15 protein-coding genes are annotated in these 18,223 nt (G+C 68.1%); 11 read left to right on the forward strand and 4 right to left on the reverse strand.

All coding sequences use genetic code 11. The annotated features are described in order from the left end of the window. The first annotated feature begins 35 nt into the window (after positions 1–35). The 9 genes from ppc to VQ067_RS06845 all read left to right on the forward strand — a co-directional run bounded on the left by ppc (position 36) and on the right by VQ067_RS06845 (position 9,314). Positions 36–2,672, forward strand: a complete 2,637-nt coding sequence (ppc, locus tag VQ067_RS06805; RefSeq protein ID WP_033991069.1) for a phosphoenolpyruvate carboxylase — start codon at positions 36–38, stop codon at positions 2,670–2,672. Between the two features lie 160 nt (positions 2,673–2,832). Then, positions 2,833–3,480 carry an adenylate kinase gene (gene adk, locus VQ067_RS06810; RefSeq protein ID WP_003092485.1) on the forward strand — a complete coding sequence of 216 codons (648 nt, stop codon included), beginning with the start codon at positions 2,833–2,835 and terminating at the stop codon, positions 3,478–3,480. 103 nt (positions 3,481–3,583) lie between these two features. After that, positions 3,584–4,264 carry a tRNA (adenosine(37)-N6)-threonylcarbamoyltransferase complex dimerization subunit type 1 TsaB gene (gene tsaB / locus VQ067_RS06815; RefSeq protein WP_003110619.1) on the forward strand — a complete coding sequence of 227 codons (681 nt, stop codon included), beginning with the start codon at positions 3,584–3,586 and terminating at the stop codon, positions 4,262–4,264. A gap of 73 nt (positions 4,265–4,337) precedes the next feature. Then, positions 4,338–4,685: a hypothetical protein gene (locus tag VQ067_RS06820; protein ID WP_003098661.1), complete on the forward strand. Its 348-nt coding sequence runs from the start codon at positions 4,338–4,340 to the stop codon at positions 4,683–4,685. Between the two features lie 18 nt (positions 4,686–4,703). Continuing rightward, positions 4,704–5,570: a DUF72 domain-containing protein gene (locus VQ067_RS06825; RefSeq protein WP_023875006.1), complete on the forward strand. Its 867-nt coding sequence runs from the start codon at positions 4,704–4,706 to the stop codon at positions 5,568–5,570. A gap of 72 nt (positions 5,571–5,642) precedes the next feature. Continuing rightward, positions 5,643–6,467 (forward strand): isocitrate lyase/PEP mutase family protein, encoded by an 825-nt coding sequence (locus VQ067_RS06830; protein ID WP_003129903.1) that lies wholly within the window; start codon positions 5,643–5,645, stop codon positions 6,465–6,467. 4 nt (positions 6,468–6,471) lie between these two features. After that, positions 6,472–7,167, forward strand: coding sequence for an extensin-like domain-containing protein (locus VQ067_RS06835; RefSeq protein ID WP_033991070.1), 696 nt, complete (start codon positions 6,472–6,474; stop codon positions 7,165–7,167). Positions 7,168–7,222: 55 nt separating this feature from the next. Beyond that, positions 7,223–8,008, forward strand: coding sequence for a class I SAM-dependent methyltransferase (locus VQ067_RS06840; RefSeq protein ID WP_003129905.1), 786 nt, complete (start codon positions 7,223–7,225; stop codon positions 8,006–8,008). Positions 8,009–8,036: 28 nt separating this feature from the next. Further along, a complete protein-coding gene (locus VQ067_RS06845) occupies positions 8,037–9,314 on the forward strand; it encodes a cytochrome P450 (protein WP_033991071.1) in 1,278 nt (425 codons plus the stop codon). Between the two features lie 6 nt (positions 9,315–9,320). On the opposite strand, the gene mexL is transcribed toward VQ067_RS06845, so the two are convergent. After that, on the reverse strand, positions 9,321–9,959 hold the full coding sequence (mexL, locus tag VQ067_RS06850; RefSeq protein WP_003098648.1) for an efflux system transcriptional repressor MexL: 639 nt from the start codon (positions 9,957–9,959) through the stop codon (positions 9,321–9,323). Positions 9,960–10,054: 95 nt separating this feature from the next. On the opposite strand from mexL, the gene mexJ reads away from it, so the two are divergent. Together mexJ and mexK are read left to right on the forward strand one after the other, a co-directional pair. After that, a complete protein-coding gene (gene mexJ / locus VQ067_RS06855; protein WP_003129909.1) occupies positions 10,055–11,158 on the forward strand; it encodes a multidrug efflux RND transporter periplasmic adaptor subunit MexJ in 1,104 nt (367 codons plus the stop codon). A gap of 4 nt (positions 11,159–11,162) precedes the next feature. Continuing rightward, positions 11,163–14,240: a multidrug efflux RND transporter permease subunit MexK gene (mexK, locus tag VQ067_RS06860; RefSeq protein ID WP_003129911.1), complete on the forward strand. Its 3,078-nt coding sequence runs from the start codon at positions 11,163–11,165 to the stop codon at positions 14,238–14,240. A 40-nt stretch (positions 14,241–14,280) separates the two neighbouring features. Here mexK and VQ067_RS06865 read toward each other — a convergent pair whose 3' ends face one another. From VQ067_RS06865 to plsB, 3 genes are all read right to left on the reverse strand, one after another. Continuing rightward, positions 14,281–14,961: a DUF4197 domain-containing protein gene (locus VQ067_RS06865; protein WP_003092461.1), complete on the reverse strand. Its 681-nt coding sequence runs from the start codon at positions 14,959–14,961 to the stop codon at positions 14,281–14,283. A 136-nt stretch (positions 14,962–15,097) separates the two neighbouring features. Next, positions 15,098–15,496 carry a YbaY family lipoprotein gene (locus tag VQ067_RS06870; RefSeq protein ID WP_003119337.1) on the reverse strand — a complete coding sequence of 133 codons (399 nt, stop codon included), beginning with the start codon at positions 15,494–15,496 and terminating at the stop codon, positions 15,098–15,100. A gap of 142 nt (positions 15,497–15,638) precedes the next feature. Continuing rightward, a complete protein-coding gene (gene plsB, locus VQ067_RS06875) occupies positions 15,639–18,143 on the reverse strand; it encodes a glycerol-3-phosphate 1-O-acyltransferase PlsB (protein WP_023097288.1) in 2,505 nt (834 codons plus the stop codon). Between the last annotated feature and the right edge of the window lie 80 nt (positions 18,144–18,223).

The following is an 18,223-nucleotide window of genomic DNA, read 5'->3' on the forward strand; positions in this document are numbered from 1 at the left end:
CCAAGCTGGTTTCCCACCCGCAGTGGAGACAGGTCATGCCGGAAATCGATGCGCGCCTGCGCGAGGACGTCCACCAACTGGGCGAATTGCTCGGCGACACCATCCGCGAGCAGTACGGCCCGCGGTTCCTCGACAAGATCGAGCTGATCCGCAAGGGCGCCAAGGCTGCCCGCCGCGGTTCCGCGGAGGGCGCCCAGCAGCTCACCGCCACCCTCGACGGGCTCGAGGAAGACGAACTGCTGCCGGTGGCGCGGGCCTTCAACCAGTTCCTCAACCTGGCCAATATCGCCGAGCAATACCACCGTATCCGCCGGCGCCGGCCGAACGAGCCGGAACCCTTCGAGAACCTGGTGCTGGAAGAGCTGCTGGGGCGTCTCAAGGACGCCGGGCATGCCCCCGGGCAACTGGCTCGCCAGCTCGCCGGGCTGGAGATCGAACTGGTGCTGACCGCCCATCCCACCGAGGTGGCGCGGCGCACGCTGATCCAGAAATACGATGCGATCACCGCGCAGCTGGCGGCCAAGGACCATGCCGACCTGCTGCCGGAGGAGCGCAGTCGCATCCAGCAGCGCCTGCAGCGGCTGGTGGCCGAGGCCTGGCATACCGACGAGATCCGCAAGGTCCGGCCGACCCCTGTGGACGAGGCGAAATGGGGCTTCGCGGTGATCGAGCATTCTCTCTGGCAGGCCTTGCCGAACGTCCTTCGGCACGTCGACGAGGTACTCCTGCGCAGCACCGGCGAACGCCTGCCGTTGACCGCCGCGCCGCTGCGCTTCGCGTCCTGGATGGGGGGCGACCGCGACGGCAATCCCAACGTCACCGCCAGCGTGACCCGCGAGGTCCTGCTGCTGGCGCGCTGGATGGCCGCCGACCTGTACCTGCGCGATATCGACCGACTGACCGCCGAGCTGTCCATGCAGCAGGCCTCGCCGCAGTTGCTGGCGCGGGTCGGCGATAGCGCCGAGCCCTATCGCGCCCTGCTCAAGCAATTGCGCGAGCGCCTGCGCGTGACCCGCAACTGGACCCACCAGGCCCTGGCCGGCGAGGTGCCGGCCGCGGAGGGCGTCCTGGAGCACAACCGCGACCTGGTCGAGCCGCTGCAACTGTGCCACGAGTCGCTGCACGCCTGCGGCATGGGCGTGATCGCCGATGGCGCGTTGCTCGACTGCCTGCGCCGCGCCGCCACCTTCGGCCTGTTCCTGGTACGCCTGGACGTGCGCCAGGACTCGGCCCGCCATGCCGCCGCGCTGAGCGAGATCACCGAGTACCTGGAGCTGGGCAGCTACGACGAGTGGGACGAGAAGACCCGCCTGGAATTCCTTCTCGAGGAACTGAACAGCCGCCGCCCCCTGCTGCCGGCGCACTACCAGCCTTCGGCGGATACCGCCGAGGTGCTCGCCACCTGCCGGGCGATCGCCGCCGCGCCACCGGCGTCGCTGGGTTCCTACGTGATCTCGATGGCCGGCCAGCCGTCCGACGTGCTGGCGGTGCAACTGCTGCTCAAGGAAAGCGGCGTCGACTGGCCGATGCGCGTGGTGCCGCTGTTCGAGACCCTCGACGACCTGGACAACGCCGGCCCCTGCATGGAGCGCCTGCTGACGCTGCCGGGCTACCGTTCGCGGCTCTCCGGGGTGCAGGAAGTGATGATCGGCTACTCCGATTCGGCCAAGGACGCCGGTACTCTCACGGCGGCCTGGGCGCAGTACCGGGCGCAGGAGAAACTGGTGGAGATCTGCCGCCAGCATGAGGTCGAGCTGCTGCTCTTCCATGGCCGCGGCGGCACCGTCGGCCGCGGCGGCGGGCCGGCCCACGCGGCTATCCTGTCGCAGCCACCGGGTTCGGTGGCCGGGCGCTTCCGGGTCACCGAACAGGGCGAGATGATCCGCTTCAAGTTCGGCTTGCCGGACATCGCCGAACAGAACCTCAATCTCTACCTCGCCGCAGTGCTGGAGGCGACCCTGATGCCGCCGCCGGCTCCCGAGCCGGCCTGGCGCGCGCAGATGGACCGCCTGGCGAAGGACGCGCTGCTGGCCTACCGCAGGGTGGTGCGCGACGATCCGCAGTTCGTCGAGTATTTCCGCCTGGCCACGCCCGAGCAGGAACTGGGCCGTCTGCCGCTGGGCAGCCGCCCGGCCAAGCGCCGCGAAGGCGGGGTGGAGAGCCTGCGGGCGATTCCCTGGATCTTCGCCTGGACCCAGACGCGCCTGATGCTGCCGGCATGGCTTGGCTGGGAGACCGCCTTGCTGAACGCCATCGAGCGTGGCGAGGGCGCGCTGCTCGGGCAGATGCGCGAGCAATGGCCGTTCTTCACCACCCGCATCGACATGCTGGAAATGGTCCTGGCCAAGGCCGACGCGGATATCGCGCGGCTCTACGACGAACGTCTAGTGCCGCTCGAGCTGCGTCCGCTGGGGCGTCGTTTACGCGACCTATTGTCGCAGGCGGTGCGCGTGGTGCTGGGACTGACCGGGCAGTCGCTGCTGCTCGCCCACGCCAGCGAGACCCGCGAGTCGATCAGCGTGCGCAACAGCTATCTAGACCCGCTGCACCTGCTCCAGGCTGAGCTTCTGGCCCGTTCGCGGCGCTGCCAGGGCGACGCCTGCGGCGGCCTGGAGCAGGCGCTGCTGGTGACGGTCGCGGGGGTCGCCGCCGGACTGCGCAACACCGGATGAGGGAAGGCGGGGGGCAACTTTCGGTGTCTTGTGCGGTGGGGGGGCGCTGTGTATCTTGGACAGCCTTTTCGGCGCCATACAGTGCCGTTTCCTGCAAATACGAGATTGGCCCCACGAGGCGGATCCAGACTTTCGCTTACCAATTCTAAGGAGCATATCGATGCGTGTGATTCTGCTCGGGGCACCCGGTGCCGGCAAAGGCACCCAGGCACGGTTCATCACCGAGAAGTTCGGCATTCCGCAGATCTCCACCGGCGACATGCTGCGCGCCGCAGTCAAGGCCGGCAGCCCGCTCGGCCAGCAGGTGAAAGGCGTGATGGACAGCGGCGGCCTGGTATCCGACGACATCATCATCGCCCTGATCAAGGAACGCATCACCGAGGCCGATTGCGCCAAGGGCTTCCTGTTCGACGGCTTCCCGCGGACCATCCCGCAGGCCGAAGCGCTGAAGGACGCCGGCGTGACCATCGACCATGTGGTCGAGATCGCCGTCGACGACGAGGAGATCGTGTCGCGTATCGCCGGTCGTCGCGTGCATCCGGCCTCCGGCCGCGTGTACCACACCGAGCACAACCCGCCGAAGGTCGCCGGCAAGGACGACGTTACCGGCGAAGAGCTGATCCAGCGCGAGGACGACAAGGAAGAGACCGTGCGTCACCGCCTGTCGGTCTACCATTCGCAGACCAAGCCGCTGGTCGACTTCTACCAGAAGCTGTCGGCCGCCGAAGGCACCCCGAAATACCACAGCATCGCCGGCGTCGGCTCGGTCGAGCAGATCACCGCGAAAGTGCTTTCGGCCCTGAGCTGATCCGCAGCGCTGTAGCACCGACGGCCCGCTTGCGGGCCGTCGGCGTTTCCGGGGCGGAGAAGGCTGGTACAATCGGCGTCTTTTTCACCACGCGGAACCGTCGATGTCCACTCTGTTGGCCCTGGATACCTCCACCGAAGCCTGCTCCGTCGCCCTGCTCCACGAGGGGCGGGCGCTCAGTCACTACGAGGTGATCCCGCGCCTGCACGCCCAGCGCCTGCTGCCGATGGTCCGCGACCTGCTCGACGAGGCCGGCGTCGCCCTGTCCGCGGTGGACGCCATTGCTTTCGGGCGCGGTCCGGGCGCCTTCACCGGCGTGCGCATCGCCATCGGCGTGGTCCAGGGTCTGGCCTTCGCCCTGCAGCGCCCGGTACTGGCGGTCTCCGACCTGGCGATCCTGGCCCAGCGGGCCTACCGCGAGCAGGGTGCGGAGCGGGTCGCCGCGGCCATCGACGCGCGGATGGACGAGGTCTACTGGGGTTGCTACCAGTTGCAACAAGGCGAGATGCGCCTGGCCGGCAGCGAAGCGGTACTGCCGCCCGAGCGGGTCGCCGTACCGTGGGACGCCGCTGCCGCGGATTGGTTCGGCGCCGGCACCGGCTGGGGCTACGTCGAGCGCATGCCGCAGCGCCCGGCCGCGCTGGACGCGAGCCTGCTGCCGCATGCCGAGGACTTGCTCAGCCTGGCCGGCTTCGCCTGGGCGCGCGGCGAAGGCGTGGAGGCGGAACAGGCGCTGCCGGTGTACCTGCGCGACAACGTGGCGACGCCGAAAAAAACGCCCTGAAAATGCCGCGCAGCGGTAATTGCCAAGCCTTTCGGGGCTGGCTAGAGTGTGGAGACTTCCCCGGGTTTTGATCATGCGTATCGACGGACTTTCTTCCTCTTCGTTGCCGCTGGAGCGCAGCGCCCGACCGGGCTCCGCGGTCACGCCGTATCGCGACGTGCAGCGCGAGGTCGAGGCGCGGCGCGAGCAGCCGGCGCCGGTTTCCGGCAGCCAGGGCTTCGAGCAGGCGCCGCAGGCGCGCAAGGTCCAGGCCAGTTCGGCGGGCGGCGACAGCCTGCCGGTGAGCGCCCGCGACCTGCTGGCGTTCCAGCGCCCGGTAAGCAGCCATGCGGCGATGGCCCTGGCCAGCTACAACTCCACCGCCAGCCTCAACATCGACGCCGGCGCCGAGGATGTCCTCGGCCTCGACCTCTACGCCTGAGCGGCTCCGCGCGCTCCCGTGGTTTCCCTTCCTTATTTCCTCGGTTGTCCATCCTGGAACGAGGCGGCCTGGCGCGGCAGCTTCTATCCGCGCGAATTGCGTTCCGCCGACTACCTCGGACACTACGGCGGCATCTTCAACGCGGTCGAGGGCAATACCACCTTCTATGCCCGGCCTTCGGCGGAAACCGTGCGGCGCTGGGCCGAGACGATGCCGGCGGGGTTCCGCTTCTGTGCCAAGTTTCCCCGCGATATCAGTCACGAAGGCGACCTGCGCGAACGGCTCGGGGCCGCCGGCGACTTCCTCGAGCTGCTGGCGCCGCTTGGCGAAAGGGTCAGCCCGCTGTGGCTGCAACTGTCGGCGGCGTTCACCCCGCAGCGCCTGGGCGAACTGCTGTATTTCCTCGATGAGCTGAGTCCGCGACGGATTGCCGTGGAAGTACGCCACCCGGCGTTCTTCGATAAAGGCGAGGACGAGCGCCTGCTCAACCGCCACCTGCGCGAGCGTGGCGTGGAGCGCATCTGCCTGGATTCGCGGGCGCTGTTCAGTTGCCGTTCGGACGATCCGGCGGTGCTCCACGCCCAATCGAAGAAGCCGCGCCTGCCGATCCGTCCGGCGGCCTTCAGCGATACGCCGCAGGTGCGTTTCATCGGCGGTCCCGACCTGCCGGCCAACGAGGTGTTCCTTTTGCCCTGGGTCGACAAGGTGGCCGACTGGATCGAGGCCGGCCTGACTCCATATGTATTCCTGCATACCCCCGACAATCACCTGGCGGCCCAGCAGGCCCAGCGTTTCCATGCGCTGCTGCGCCAGCGCCTGCCAGGCTTGCCGGCGCTACCCGAGCCGATCCCGGTCCCGGAAGTGGAGCAACTGGGCCTGCTCTGAGCGCGGTGCTCGACGCTCCGCCGGCCTGCGCCTAGGCTAGGGAGTCCTTTCCCCGCCACGGAGCCCGCCGCCATGACCAGCCAACGCCAACGCGCCGAACGTTTCCGCGACCTGCACCAGGGGCCCGGTATGCTGGTCCTGCCCAATCCCTGGGATGCCGGTTCGGCGAAGATGCTCGCCAGCCTCGGCTTCGACGCCCTTGCCACTACCAGCGCCGGCTTGGCGTTCTCCCTGGGCCGGCGCGATGCGGAAGGCGCGGTGAGCCGGACCGAGGCGCTGGAAAACGCCCGGGCGATCGTCGCCGCCACCGATCTGCCGGTCGCCGCCGACCTGGAAAACGGCTACGGCGATGCTCCGCAAGACTGCGCCACGACCATCCGCCTGGCCGCCGAGGCCGGCCTGGTCGGTGGTTCCATCGAGGATGCCAGCGGGCGCGCCGGACAGCCCATCTATGAGTTCTCCGCCGCGCTGGAGCGGGTCGCTGCCGCGGTCGAGGCGGCCCGTGCGTTGCCATTCCCATTCACCCTCTGCGCCCGCGCGGAGAATTTCCTGCATGGTCGCGAGGATCTCGACGACACCCTGCGGCGCCTGCGCGCCTATGCCGATGCCGGCGCCGATGTGCTCTACGCGCCTGGCTTGAACCGCCGCGAACAGATCGTCGCGGTGCTCGAAGCGGTGGCACCGAAGCCGGTCAACGTACTGGTCGGTTCGCCGCGCCTGGAGCTGTCGCTGGACGAGCTGGAAGCCCTCGGCGTCAAGCGCGTGAGCCTGGGCTCGAACCTTGCCCGGGTCGCCTTCGGCGCTTTCCATGAGGCGGCGCAGGCGCTGGCGCGGCGCGACCTGGAAGCGACCCGTGCGGCGATGCCTTTCGACCGTATCAACGACCTGTTCCGCTGAACCCGTGCGCCGCCTGGCCTGGTTGCTGCCATTGCTGCTGCTGGCGGGGGCCGTCGGCGCCCTGCGCTACCAGTGGCTCGATCTGCCGGCGCGCTGGAATCCCTGGCTGCCGCTGGACGTGCGCGAACCGCCGAACCTGCTGACCCGCTATAAACTATGGCGGCTGGCCGACGACCGGAGCCTCTGCGACGCCGCCCTGGCCACCTCGCAACTGCGCTACCAGCGGGTCGCCGACGATCCGCCATCGGCTACCTGCCCGTTGAGCAACAGCCTGCGCGTGCGTGGGGCGGCATTGGAGTTGAGCAGCAGCTTCCTCGCCAGTTGCCCGTTGGCAGTGAGCTATGCATTGTTCGAGCGGCACGTGCTGCAACCGGCAGCCCTGGATATCTATGGCCAGCCGGCGACGCGGGTCGAGCATATCGGCAGCTTCGCCTGCCGCAACGTCTACAACCGCGAGAACGGCCGGCGCAGCCAGCATGCTTCGGCCAATGCCCTGGACATCAGCGGTTTCCGCCTGGCCGGCGGGAGGCGAATCCGCCTGGCCACGGACTGGACCGACCAGGGCGCCGACGGGCGCTTCCTGCGCCGCGTGCGGGACGGCGCCTGCGCCAGTTTCAATGCGGTGCTGGGGCCCGACTACAATGCCGCCCACCGGGATCACTTCCACCTCGACATGGGCCTATGGAAGGTCTGCCGGTGAGCGCGCGCGGGCCAACTCTGGCAAAATCCGCGCTTTCCACGACGATTGCCCGACCATGACCGATTCCACCGCTCCTCGCCTGCATGTCCAAGCCCTGTCCGCCGCTTGCGCCGAGGCTGCGCGGCGCTGGGCGGAGCGACTTGGCCTGCCGTTGGCGGCGGACGACGAGGCGGAGTTCGCCGTGCAGGTCGGCGAGCAGGGCTTGCAGGTCTTGCAACTGGGGGCGGACTCCCCCGGTCCGGTGCGGGTCGATTTCGTCGAAGGCGCCAGCGCCCACCGGCGCAAGTTCGGCGGCGGCAGCGGGCAGATGATCGCCAAGGCAGTCGGCGTCCAGCCAGGCATCCGCCCGCGCGTCCTGGATGCCACGGCCGGCCTGGGCCGGGATGGGTTCGTCCTCGCCAGCCTGGGTTGCGAGGTAACCCTGGTCGAGCGCCAGCCGCTGATCGCCGCCCTGCTCGAGGATGGCCTGGAGCGCGCCGGGCGCGATCCCGACGTGGCGCCGATCGCCGCGCGGATGCGTCTGCTCGGCGGCAACTCGGCGGACCTGATGCGCGCCTGGGACGGCGAGGCGCCGCAGGTGGTCTACCTCGACCCGATGTTTCCCCATCGCGACAAGAGCGCATTGGTGAAGAAGGAAATGCGTCTGTTCCGGCCGCTGGTCGGCGACGATCTCGACGCTCCGGCGCTGTTGCAGGCGGCCCTGGCCCTGGCCAGCCACCGGGTGGTGGTGAAGCGCCCGCGCAAGGCGCCGATCATCGAAGGGCCCAAGCCCGGCTATAGCCTGGAAGGCAAGTCCAGCCGCTACGACATCTACCCGAAGAAGGCCCTGGGCAAGGGCTGAGTGTCGACACCGCAGGGAGGCGGCGAGCATGCAGCAGACCATCGATTGTCCGATTCGCCGGCGCCTGGCGCACCTGCCCTGGGCCAACGACGGGCGTGCCGGCGCCCGCCACTGGCTGGAGATGCAGCGCGATCCGCTGGCCTGGTTGCAGAAGATGCACGTCGCGCAGCCGGACCTCGCGGTCGCCCGCATGGGCCCGCAGCGCCTCTGGTGCCTGTTCCATCCGCAGGGGGTGCAGGAATTGATGGTCGATTGCCGCGATGACCTGCAACGCTGGCAGCCGGCGCTGTGCATGCTGAAACAGTGGAACGGGCGCAGCTTCATGATGCGCGAGGGCGCCCCCGCCCAGGCCCGGCGCAAGGAGGTACGGCCGCACCTGGCGCCGCCGCCGGCCAGCGAGGTTCGCCGCCTGGCCGCGGAGTGGGGCGAGCGGGTGGAGGAGGGGCGAGAATACGACCTCGACCTGGAAATGGCTGCGTTCAGCGTCACCCTCAGCGGTCACGCGCTGTTCGACGTCGACCTGCAACCGTCGGCCTATCGGATCGCCAAGGCGGTGCGCCTGCTGTCGCGGGTGGCATTGCTGGAAATGAGCACCGGCCTGCCGCTGGGCCACTGGTTTCCGAGCAAACTGTGTCCGCGCAAGCGCTGGGCGCTGGGCCAGTTGCGCGAGGCGGTGGGCGAGGTGGCGGAGCGCTCGCCGCGGCCGCTGGCGGACCTACGCGATGAACTCTGCACCCTGCTCATGGCGTCCCACCAGTCCACCGGCGTGACCCTGACCTGGAGCCTGTTGCTGCTGGCCCAGCGTCCCGAGTTGCTCGCGCGGCTACGCGCCGAGCTGGCGGGAGTGAATTGGACGGCGATCCGCTCGGTCGCCGACCTGCGCGATTGCGCGCTGCTCAGGGCGGTCCTGCAGGAGTGCCTGCGCCTGTACCCGCCGGCCTACGGCCTGGCGCCGCGGCAGGTGACGGCGGACATCGAGGTGTTCGGCCAGCGGCTGAAGCGCGGCGACGTGACCATGGTCTCCAGCTGGATCACCCAGCGCGATCCCCGTTGGTTCGAGGCGCCGCTGGAGTTCCGTCCCGAGCGCTTCCTCGAACCGGCGCGCTGGCCGCGCGGCGCCTACTTCCCCTTCGGCCTCGGCGACCGCGCCTGCCCCGGCACCGCGATGGCGATGATCGATCTGGCGGCGGCGCTGGCCTACTGGGTCGAGCACTGGGACATCATGCACGACGGCGACCTGGCGCCGCGCGGCTGGTTTTCCCTGCGTCCGCAGCGAGCGCGGGTGCGTTTCCGCCGTCGCGCCTGAGCCGCGTCAGCCGCCCGCGGCGAAGGCGCGCAGGAACAGCGCCACCACTTCTTCCACGTGCCGCTCGCCTTCGGCCTCGTCCAGCGGTTCGGCGCAGCCGATCAACAGGCGGTAATTGGCGCAGCCCTTGACCAGCATGAAGAAGTGTTCGGCGGCGTGGCGCGCGTCCGGGAACGCCAGCTTGCCGCTGCGGCGGGCCTGCTCGAGGAGGCGTTCCATTTCGTCGATCACCTGCTTCGGCCCGGCCTCGAAGAACAGCTCGGAAAGCTTGGGGTTCTGCCCGGCCTGCGCGGCCATCAGGCGGGTCAGGGCGATCGCCTCGTGGCTGTTGATCAGCCGGTGGAAGCCGCGGGCGATATTCAGCAGGACCTTTTCCAGCGGCGCGCCTTCGGCCAGCTGGAAGTACAGGGCGGGAAGCTGCTCGGCGCACTTGGCCTTCACCGCTTCGCTGAACAGGGTTTCCTTGTCGGTGAAGTGGCTGTAGACGGTGAGCTTGGAAACGCCGGCTTCCGAGGCGATGGCTTCCATGCTGCTGCCGTCGTAGCCGTTGCAGAGGAACAGGCGCTTGGCCGCCTCGAGAATGGCTTCCCGTTTGGCCGGGTCCTTGGGCCGGCCGGGACCGACGGAGGAGGTGGGTTCTGACATGCGCTTATACAATTGAAATACTGGACTGATGGGTTCTGTATTTTTACTATACCGCCCAGTATAAGAACTCGAACGCAGTTTGCGGAAGGTGTCACATGTACCGCCATATCCCGCTCGTCGCCCTGTCCCTGCTTTCCTCCCTGTTCCTCGCCGCCTGCGGCAACGGCACGCCGCCGCCAGCCGCGGCGCGTCCGGCGATCGTCGTCCAGCCCCAGCCGGCGGGGGAGGTGAGCCAGGCCTTTCCCGGCGAGATCCGCGCCCGCCACGAGCCTGAGCTGGCCTTCCGCATCGGCGGCAAGGTCATCCGCCGGCTGGTGGAAGTCGGCGAGCGGGTGAAGAAGGACCAGCCCCTGGCCGAACTCGATCCCCAGGACGTGCGCCTGCAACTGGAGGCGGCGCGGGCCCAGGTCAGTGCCGCCGAGGCCAACCTGCAGACCGTGCGCGCCGAGTACCGGCGCTACCGCACCTTGCTCGACCGCAACCTGGTCAGCCATTCCCAGTTCGAGAACATCCAGAACAGCTACCGCGCCGGCGAGGCGCGATTGAAGCAGATCCGCGCCGAATTCAACGTCGCCGACAACCAGGCCGGCTACGCCGTGCTGCGCTCGCCCCAGGATGGCGTGATCGCCAGCCGGCGCGTCGAGGTGGGCCAGGTGGTGGCGGCCGGGCAGACGGTCTTCAGCCTGGCCGCCGACGGCGAGCGCGAGGTGCTGATCGGCCTGCCGGAACACAGCTTCGAACGTTTCCGCATCGGCCAGCCGGTGTCGGTCGAACTCTGGTCGCAACGCGACAGACGCTTTGCCGGGCATATCCGCGAACTCTCGCCCGCGGCCGATCCGCAATCGCGTACCTTCGCCGCCCGGGTGGCCTTCGACGACCGCGCGACTCCGGCCGAACTGGGCCAGAGCGCGCGGGTCTACGTTGCCGCCGCCGAGGCGGTGCCGTTATCGGTTCCCTTGTCGGCGCTGACCGCAGAGGCCGGTCAGGCGTTCGTCTGGGTGGTCGAACCGGGCAGCTCGACCCTGCGCCGGCAGCCGGTGCGCACCGGTCCCTATGCCGAGGACCGGGTGCCGGTGCTCGAAGGCCTGAAGGCTGGCGACTGGGTGGTGGCCACCGGGGTCCAGGTGCTTCGCGAAGGGCAGCAGGTGCGTCCGATCGACCGGGCCAACCGCACGGTGAAACTGGCGGCCAAGGAGTAGTCGCATGTCCTTCAACCTTTCCGCCTGGGCGTTGCAGAATCGCCAGATCGTCCTGTACCTGATGATCCTGCTTGGCGCGGTTGGCGCGCTGTCCTACAGCAAGCTGGGGCAGAGCGAAGACCCGCCGTTCACCTTCAAGGCCATGGTGGTGCAGACCAACTGGCCGGGTGCCAGCGCCGAAGAGGTGGCCCGGCAGGTCACCGAGCGTATCGAGAAGAAGCTGATGGAAACCGGCGACTACGATCGCATCGTGTCCTTCTCCCGCCCCGGCGTCTCGCAGGTGACCTTCATGGCCCGCGAGGACATCCATTCCAGCGAGATCCCCGAACTCTGGTACCAGATCCGCAAGAAGATCAGCGACATTCGCGCCACCTTGCCGCAAAGCATCCAGGGCCCGTTCTTCAACGACGAGTTCGGCACCACCTACGGCAACATCTATGCGCTCACCGGCAAGGGCTTCGACTATGCGGTGATGAAGGACTATGCCGACCGCCTGCAACTGCAATTGCAGCGGATCAGGAACGTCGGCAAGGTCGAACTGATCGGCCTGCAGGACGAGAAGATCTGGATCGACCTGTCCAACACCAAGCTGGCCACCCTCGGCCTGCCCCTGGCGGCGGTGCAGAAGGCGCTGGAGGAACAGAACGCGGTGGCCTCCTCCGGGTTCTTCGAGACCGCCAGCGACCGCGTGCAATTGCGCGTTTCCGGGCGTTTCGATTCGGTGGAGGAGATCCGCGACTTCCCCATCCGCGTCGGCGACCGCACCTTCCGCATCGGCGACGTGGCCGAGGTTCGCCGCGGCTTCAACGATCCGCCGGCGCCGCGCATGCGCTTCATGGGCGAGGACGCCATCGGTCTTGCGGTAGCGATGAAGCCGGGCGGCGACATCCTGGTGCTGGGCAAGGCCCTGGAAACCGAGTTCGCCCGCCTGCAGCAGTCGCTGCCGGCCGGACTGGAACTGCGCAAGGTGTCCGACCAGCCGGCGGCGGTACGTACCGGGGTCGGCGAGTTCATCCGGGTGCTGGCCGAGGCGCTGGTGATCGTCCTGCTGGTGAGCTTCTTCTCCCTCGGCCTGCGCACCGGCCTGGTGGTGGCGCTGTCGATCCCGCTGGTGCTGGCGATGACCTTCGCCGCCATGCATTACTTCGGCATCGGCCTGCACAAGATTTCCCTCGGTGCCCTGGTGCTGGCGCTGGGATTGCTGGTGGACGACGCGATCATCGCGGTGGAGATGATGGCGGTGAAGATGGAGCAGGGCTACGACCGCCTCAAGGCGGCCAGCTTCGCCTGGACCAGCACCGCCTTCCCGATGCTCACCGGCACCCTGATCACCGCCGCCGGCTTCCTGCCGATCGCCACCGCGCAGTCCGGCACCGGCGAATACACCCGCTCGCTGTTCCAGGTGGTGACCATCGCCCTGGTGGTCTCCTGGTTCGCCGCGGTGGTCTTCGTTCCCTACCTGGGGGCCAAGCTGCTGCCGGACCTGGCCAGGCTGCACGCGCAGAAGCACGGCGGCAGCGCCGACGGCTACGATCCCTATGCAACGGCCTTCTACCAGCGCTTCCGGCGTCTGGTGGAGTGGTGCGTGCGCTACCGCAAGACGGTGATCGTCCTGACCCTCGCCGCCTTCGTCGGCGCGCTGCTGCTGTTCCGCCTGGTGCCGCAGCAGTTCTTCCCGCCCTCGGCGCGCCTGGAGCTGCTGCTGGACATCAAGCTGGCCGAGGGCGCCTCGCTGCGCTCGACCGGCGAGGAAGTCCAGCGCCTGGAAAAAATGCTGCAGGGCCATGACGGCATCGACAACTACGTGGCCTACGTCGGCACTGGCTCGCCCCGCTTCTACCTGCCGCTGGACCAGCAGTTGCCGGCGGCCAGCTTCGCCCAGGTGGTGGTGCTGGCCAAGGACCTGGAGAGCCGCGAGGCGCTGCGCAAGTGGCTGATCGAGCGGATGAACGAGGACTTCCCGCACCTGCGCAGCCGCATCAGTCGCCTGGAGAACGGGCCGCCGGTGGGCTATCCGGTGCAGTTCCGGGTTTCCGGCGAGGACATCCCGCAGGTTCGCGAACTGGCGCGCAAGGTCGCCGACAGGATGCGCGAGAACCCGCACGTGGTGAATGTGCACCTGGATTGGGAAGAGCCGAGCAAGGTGGTGTACCTGAGCATCGACCAGGAGCGCGCCCGTGCCCTGGGGGTGAGCACCGCCAGCCTGTCGCAGTTCCTGCAGAGCGCGCTGACCGGTTCGCATGTGAGCTTCTTCCGCGAAGACAACGAGCTGATCGAGATCCTCCTGCGCGGCACCGAGCAGGAGCGTCGCGACCTGTCGTTGCTGCCGAGCCTGGCGGTGCCGACCGAGAATGGCCGGAGCGTGGCGCTGTCGCAGATCGCCACGCTCGAATACGGTTTCGAAGAGGGGATCATCTGGCACCGCAACCGCCTGCCGACGGTCACCGTGCGCGCCGATATCTACGACGATTCGCTGCCGGCGACCCTGGTCGCGCAGATCGCCCCGACCCTGGAACCGATCCGCGCCGAGCTGCCGGACGGCTACCTGCTGGAGGTGGGCGGAACGGTGGAGGACGCGGCGAAGGGCCAGAGTTCGGTGAACGCCGGCGTGCCGCTGTTCATCGTGGTGGTGTTGAGCCTGCTGATGGTGCAGTTGCGCAGCTTCTCGCGGATGGCGATGGTATTCCTCACCGCACCGCTGGGCCTGATCGGCGTGACCCTGTTCCTGCTGCTGTTCCGCCAGCCGTTCGGCTTCGTGGCGATGCTCGGGACCATCGCCCTGGCCGGCATGATCATGCGCAACTCGGTGATCCTGGTGGACCAGATCGAACAGGACATCAGCCATGGACTGGATCGCTGGCACGCCATCATCGAGGCTACCGTGCGGCGTTTCCGGCCCATCGTGCTGACCGCGCTGGCGGCGGTGCTGGCGATGATCCCGCTGTCGCGCAGCGTGTTCTTCGGGCCGATGGCGGTGGCGATCATGGGCGGGCTGATCGTCGCCACCGTGCTCACCCTGCTGTTCCTGCCGGCGCTCTATGCCGCCTGGTTCCGCGTGAAGAAGGACGAGGCGCGGGCCTGACGGGAGAAGGGGACGGGGCGATCGCGCCCCGTCCGTCGACTCACCTGGCCGCGCCGAAGACCTTCTTGGCCAGGCCGGTGGCGGCCGCCGCCGGGTTCTGGCGGATGCTCTTCTCCTGCTTGGCGATCATCTCGAAGAGCCCGTCGAGGGCCTGTTCGGTGACATAGCCCTCGACGTTGGCGCTCTTCGCATCGACCACCCCAAGGGTCGCCGCCTGGCTGGCGAAGGCGTTGTACTGCTTGACCAGGCCGACCTCGTCGGTGGCCTGCTTGACGATCGGCAGGAACTTCGCGCGCAGCTGTTCGCGGCTGGACTTGTCCAGGTATTCGGTGGCGGCGTCGTCACCGCCCTTGAGGATGCCCTTGGCGTCGGCCACGGTCATCTTCTTCACCGCCTCCACCAGCAGGCCCTGGGCCTGCGGCACGGCAGCCTCGGCGGCGCGGTTCATGCTCGCCTCGAGCTGGTCGACCTGGGCGCCCATGCCGAACTGCTTCATCAGCTTCGCCGCCTTGCCCAGCTTGCCGGGCAGTTCGATGCGCACGTCCGGGTTGTTGTTGAAGCCGCCCGGCTGGCCAAGCTGGCGGACGGCGATCTGCGCGCCCTGGGTCAGGGCGTCCTTCAGGCCGCTGGAGGCGTCGTTCTGCGACAGGTCGGCGAGGGACAGGGCGAGGGCGTTGGCCGAGAGCAGCAGGCCGGCGCAGAGGGCAGTGAGTCGGAACATGACAGCGTCCTTGATGTGGAACGTACGGGGTATCCGGCCGCTCGTCGTGAGGTGGATCGGCAACCGGTAGCGAATAGGAGGTGGAGTGTACTGGAGGGAACCGCCGATTCGCACCGGCGGCTTGCCGCGGTGTGCTTCAGCGCGCCGATTCGACCTGCACGCGATAGGGCTGCGGGTCGCTGCCGTCGAGTTTCACCGAGTGGCGGGTGGTGTTGATGAACAGCAAGCGGCCGTTCAGCTCGATGCGCGCGCTCACCGCGTAGCTGTGGCCCGGCTTGACCTGCTTCGGGTCGTACTCCAGGTGGAACGCCAGCGGCACCTGGCTGGTGATCTCGCGGGTCTGGCTGGCCAACTGCACCGAAGGGGCGTCGGCCAGGGACACGTCTTCCAGGCTCACGCTCAGGCGCGCCGAGGGCGGCAGGGCGATACGCTCGCGGTAGAAGACCTCACCATCGAAGCTGGCGTTCGAAGTCGATTGCTGGGTACCGCAGCCGGCGAGGATGCTGGCGGCGAGCAGCAATGGCAGTTTTTTCATGGGAGCCTCCTTTCAGACGGAACAAAAAACGAGCGGGCCTCTGACCCGGGAAACCAGCATAGGTTGCCGGGCCGGAACAGGGAAAGGTCGCAGGATATTTCAGCGGAGCGGCGCCCGTCCCTCGCAGGGCGGGCGCCGGGTCTCAGGTGGCGGCTGCGTCGTTGCTTTCGGCGGCGGCTTCCTCGGCGGGACGCTCCAGCGCCACCTGGCGGATCGACAGGCGGATCTCCGCCGGCAGCACGCGCTTGGCGGCGCCTTCGGCCAGTTCGCCGAGCAGTTCGTGGTAGCTCAGTTTGCCGGCCTCGTCCTTGCGCAGCACACGCAGGTCGAGAAGGGTCTGGATGAAGTGGCGGAACAGGCTCTTGTCGAAGAACTCCGGGGCGTTCAGGCCATGCAGGATCGACAGGCGCTGGGCCATCACGGTGCAGAGGTTCTCCAGTTCCTCGGCGGTCAGGGCGTTCTGCCCGGCGTTGAGCAGCAGGGCGATGGCCATGTAGAAGCGCTGCAGGGTCTGGGTCACCGAACGAGCGAGGAGGATCAGCAGCACGTATTGCCGCGAGCTTGGCGCCGGGCGGATGAAGGTGTCGTTCTCCTGGCGCAGCAGGCCCTGCTCCACCAGGGCCGCCAGCCACTGGTCGATCACCGCGTCGAGTTCGTCCAGGCTCCAGCGGATGAACAGTTCCGCCTGCAGGTAGGGATAGAGCGCGCGGGCGAAGCGCAGCAACTGTTCGCGGCTGATCCGCGAGTTGCTCTGGAAGAAGCTGGCGATCAGCGCCGGCAGGGCGAAGACGTGGAGGACGTTGTTGCGGTAGTAGGTCGCCAGCACCGCGTTCTGTTCGTCGAGATAGAGGATGCGGCCCAGCGCGTCCTTCTGCTCGGCCAGCAGGTTCATGCTCTTCACGTATTCGATCAGGGCCTGGCCGTCGCCGTCCGGCAGGGTCGCGCTGGGCGAGTAGGGCACCTTGCGCAGCAACGCCAGGTAGAGGTCGAGGATTCGCGCCAGGGCGCTTTCGTCGAGGGCCTGGCGGCTGGTGGAGAGCAGCGCCAGGGCGACCAGGTTGACCGGGTTGATCGCCGCCGCGTCGTTGAGGTGGCGGGCGACGTCCTTGGCCAGCAGGTTGGTGGTCTGCGGCAGCCAGTCGGGGCGGTATTCCGGGCCGAGGTCCTGGTCCTGCCAGTCGGGCTGGTGGCGGTCGAGGAACTGGTCGAGATGGATCGGCTCACCGAAGTTCACCCAGACCTGGCCAAAACGCTGCTTCAGGGCGCCGACCACCTTGAACAGGTCGAAGATCGACTCCTTCTTCTTGGTCGCGCCGCGCAGTTCGCCGAGGTAGGTGCGGCCTTCCAGCACGCGCTCGTAGCCGATGTAGACCGGCACGAAGACGATCGGCCGGCGCGAGTCACGGAGGAAGCTGCGCAGGGTGATGGCGAGCATGCCGGTGCGTGGGTGGAGCATGCGCCCGGTACGCGAACGGCCGCCCTCGACGAAGTACTCGGTGGAGAAGCCGCGGGAGAACAGGGTGTGCAGGTACTCGTTGAACACCGCGGTGTAGAGCTGGTTGCCCTTGAAGCTGCGGCGCATGAAGAAGGCCCCGCCGCGGCGCAGGATCGAGCCGATCACCGGCATGTTCAGGTTGATCCCGGCGGCGATGTGCGGCGGGGTCAGGCCGTTGCGGAACAGCAGGTAGGAGAGCAGCAGGTAGTCGATGTGGCTGCGGTGGCAGGGCACGTAGACGATCTCGTTGCCCTGGGCCACGTCCTGCACCCGCTCGATGTGGTTGACCTTGACCCCTTCGTACAGCTTGTTCCAGAACCAGCTGAGAATGACTTCGAGGAAGCGGATCACCGGATAGGAGAAGTCCGAGGCGATTTCATTGGCGTAGCGCAGCGCGATGCCTTCGGCCTTCTCCTGGGATATCCGTTCGCTCTCGCATTCCTCGTTGATCGCCTGGCGTACCAGCGGCGCGCGCAGCAGGCCCTTGACCAGGTTGCGGCGGTGCGACAGGTCGGGACCGATTACCGCGGTCTTCAGGTTGCGGAAGTGCACCCGGAGGATACGGTTGACCATGCGCAGCGTGCGTTCGTGGCCCTTGCCCTGTTCCACCAGCTCGCGCAGGTGGATCGGCGCGGAGAACTGCACGCGGGTCTTGCGTCCGAGAATCAGGATGCGCGCCAGCTTGCGCAGGCGCCCGGTGACCGCCCAGTTGTCGGCGAACAGCAGCTTCCAGGGGCTCGATTCGCTGTCCGGCGATTGTCCCCAGAACACGCTGACCGGAATGATCTGCGCGTCGTCGAGACCGTTCTGGCCGACCGCGGCGAGCATGCGCACCAGGGTCGGCGAGGCGCCGCGCTTGTCCTGGCGGCCCAGCCAGTCGGGTTCGGGCGTCAGGTAGAAGAACGCCGCCGGCTCGATGGCGTCGCCTACCGCTACCGGCATCACCGGACGCGGCAGCCCGGCCTTGCGGCATTCGGTATCCACTACCGCGAGATCGCTGACCGAAGGCTGTTGCAGCACGTAGAGCACCGGCTTGCTGCGGTCGATCTTCAGGGTGAAGGCCGATTGGTTGATGGTTTCCGAGCGTACCCAGAGGTACAGCAGGCGGCGCAGGGCGCCAAAACCAAAGCGGCGGAAAGGGTAGCGGGGCATACGGTGTCTACTGGCAGTTGATCGGGACCCGGCGTGACGGGCGCGGCTAGTTTGCCGCAATCCCCGGAGGGCCGCAAAAG

It is taken from the genome of Pseudomonas sp. KBN12P06040 (assembly GCF_037574965.1).
Taxonomy (GTDB): domain Bacteria; phylum Pseudomonadota; class Gammaproteobacteria; order Pseudomonadales; family Pseudomonadaceae; genus Pseudomonas; species Pseudomonas aeruginosa.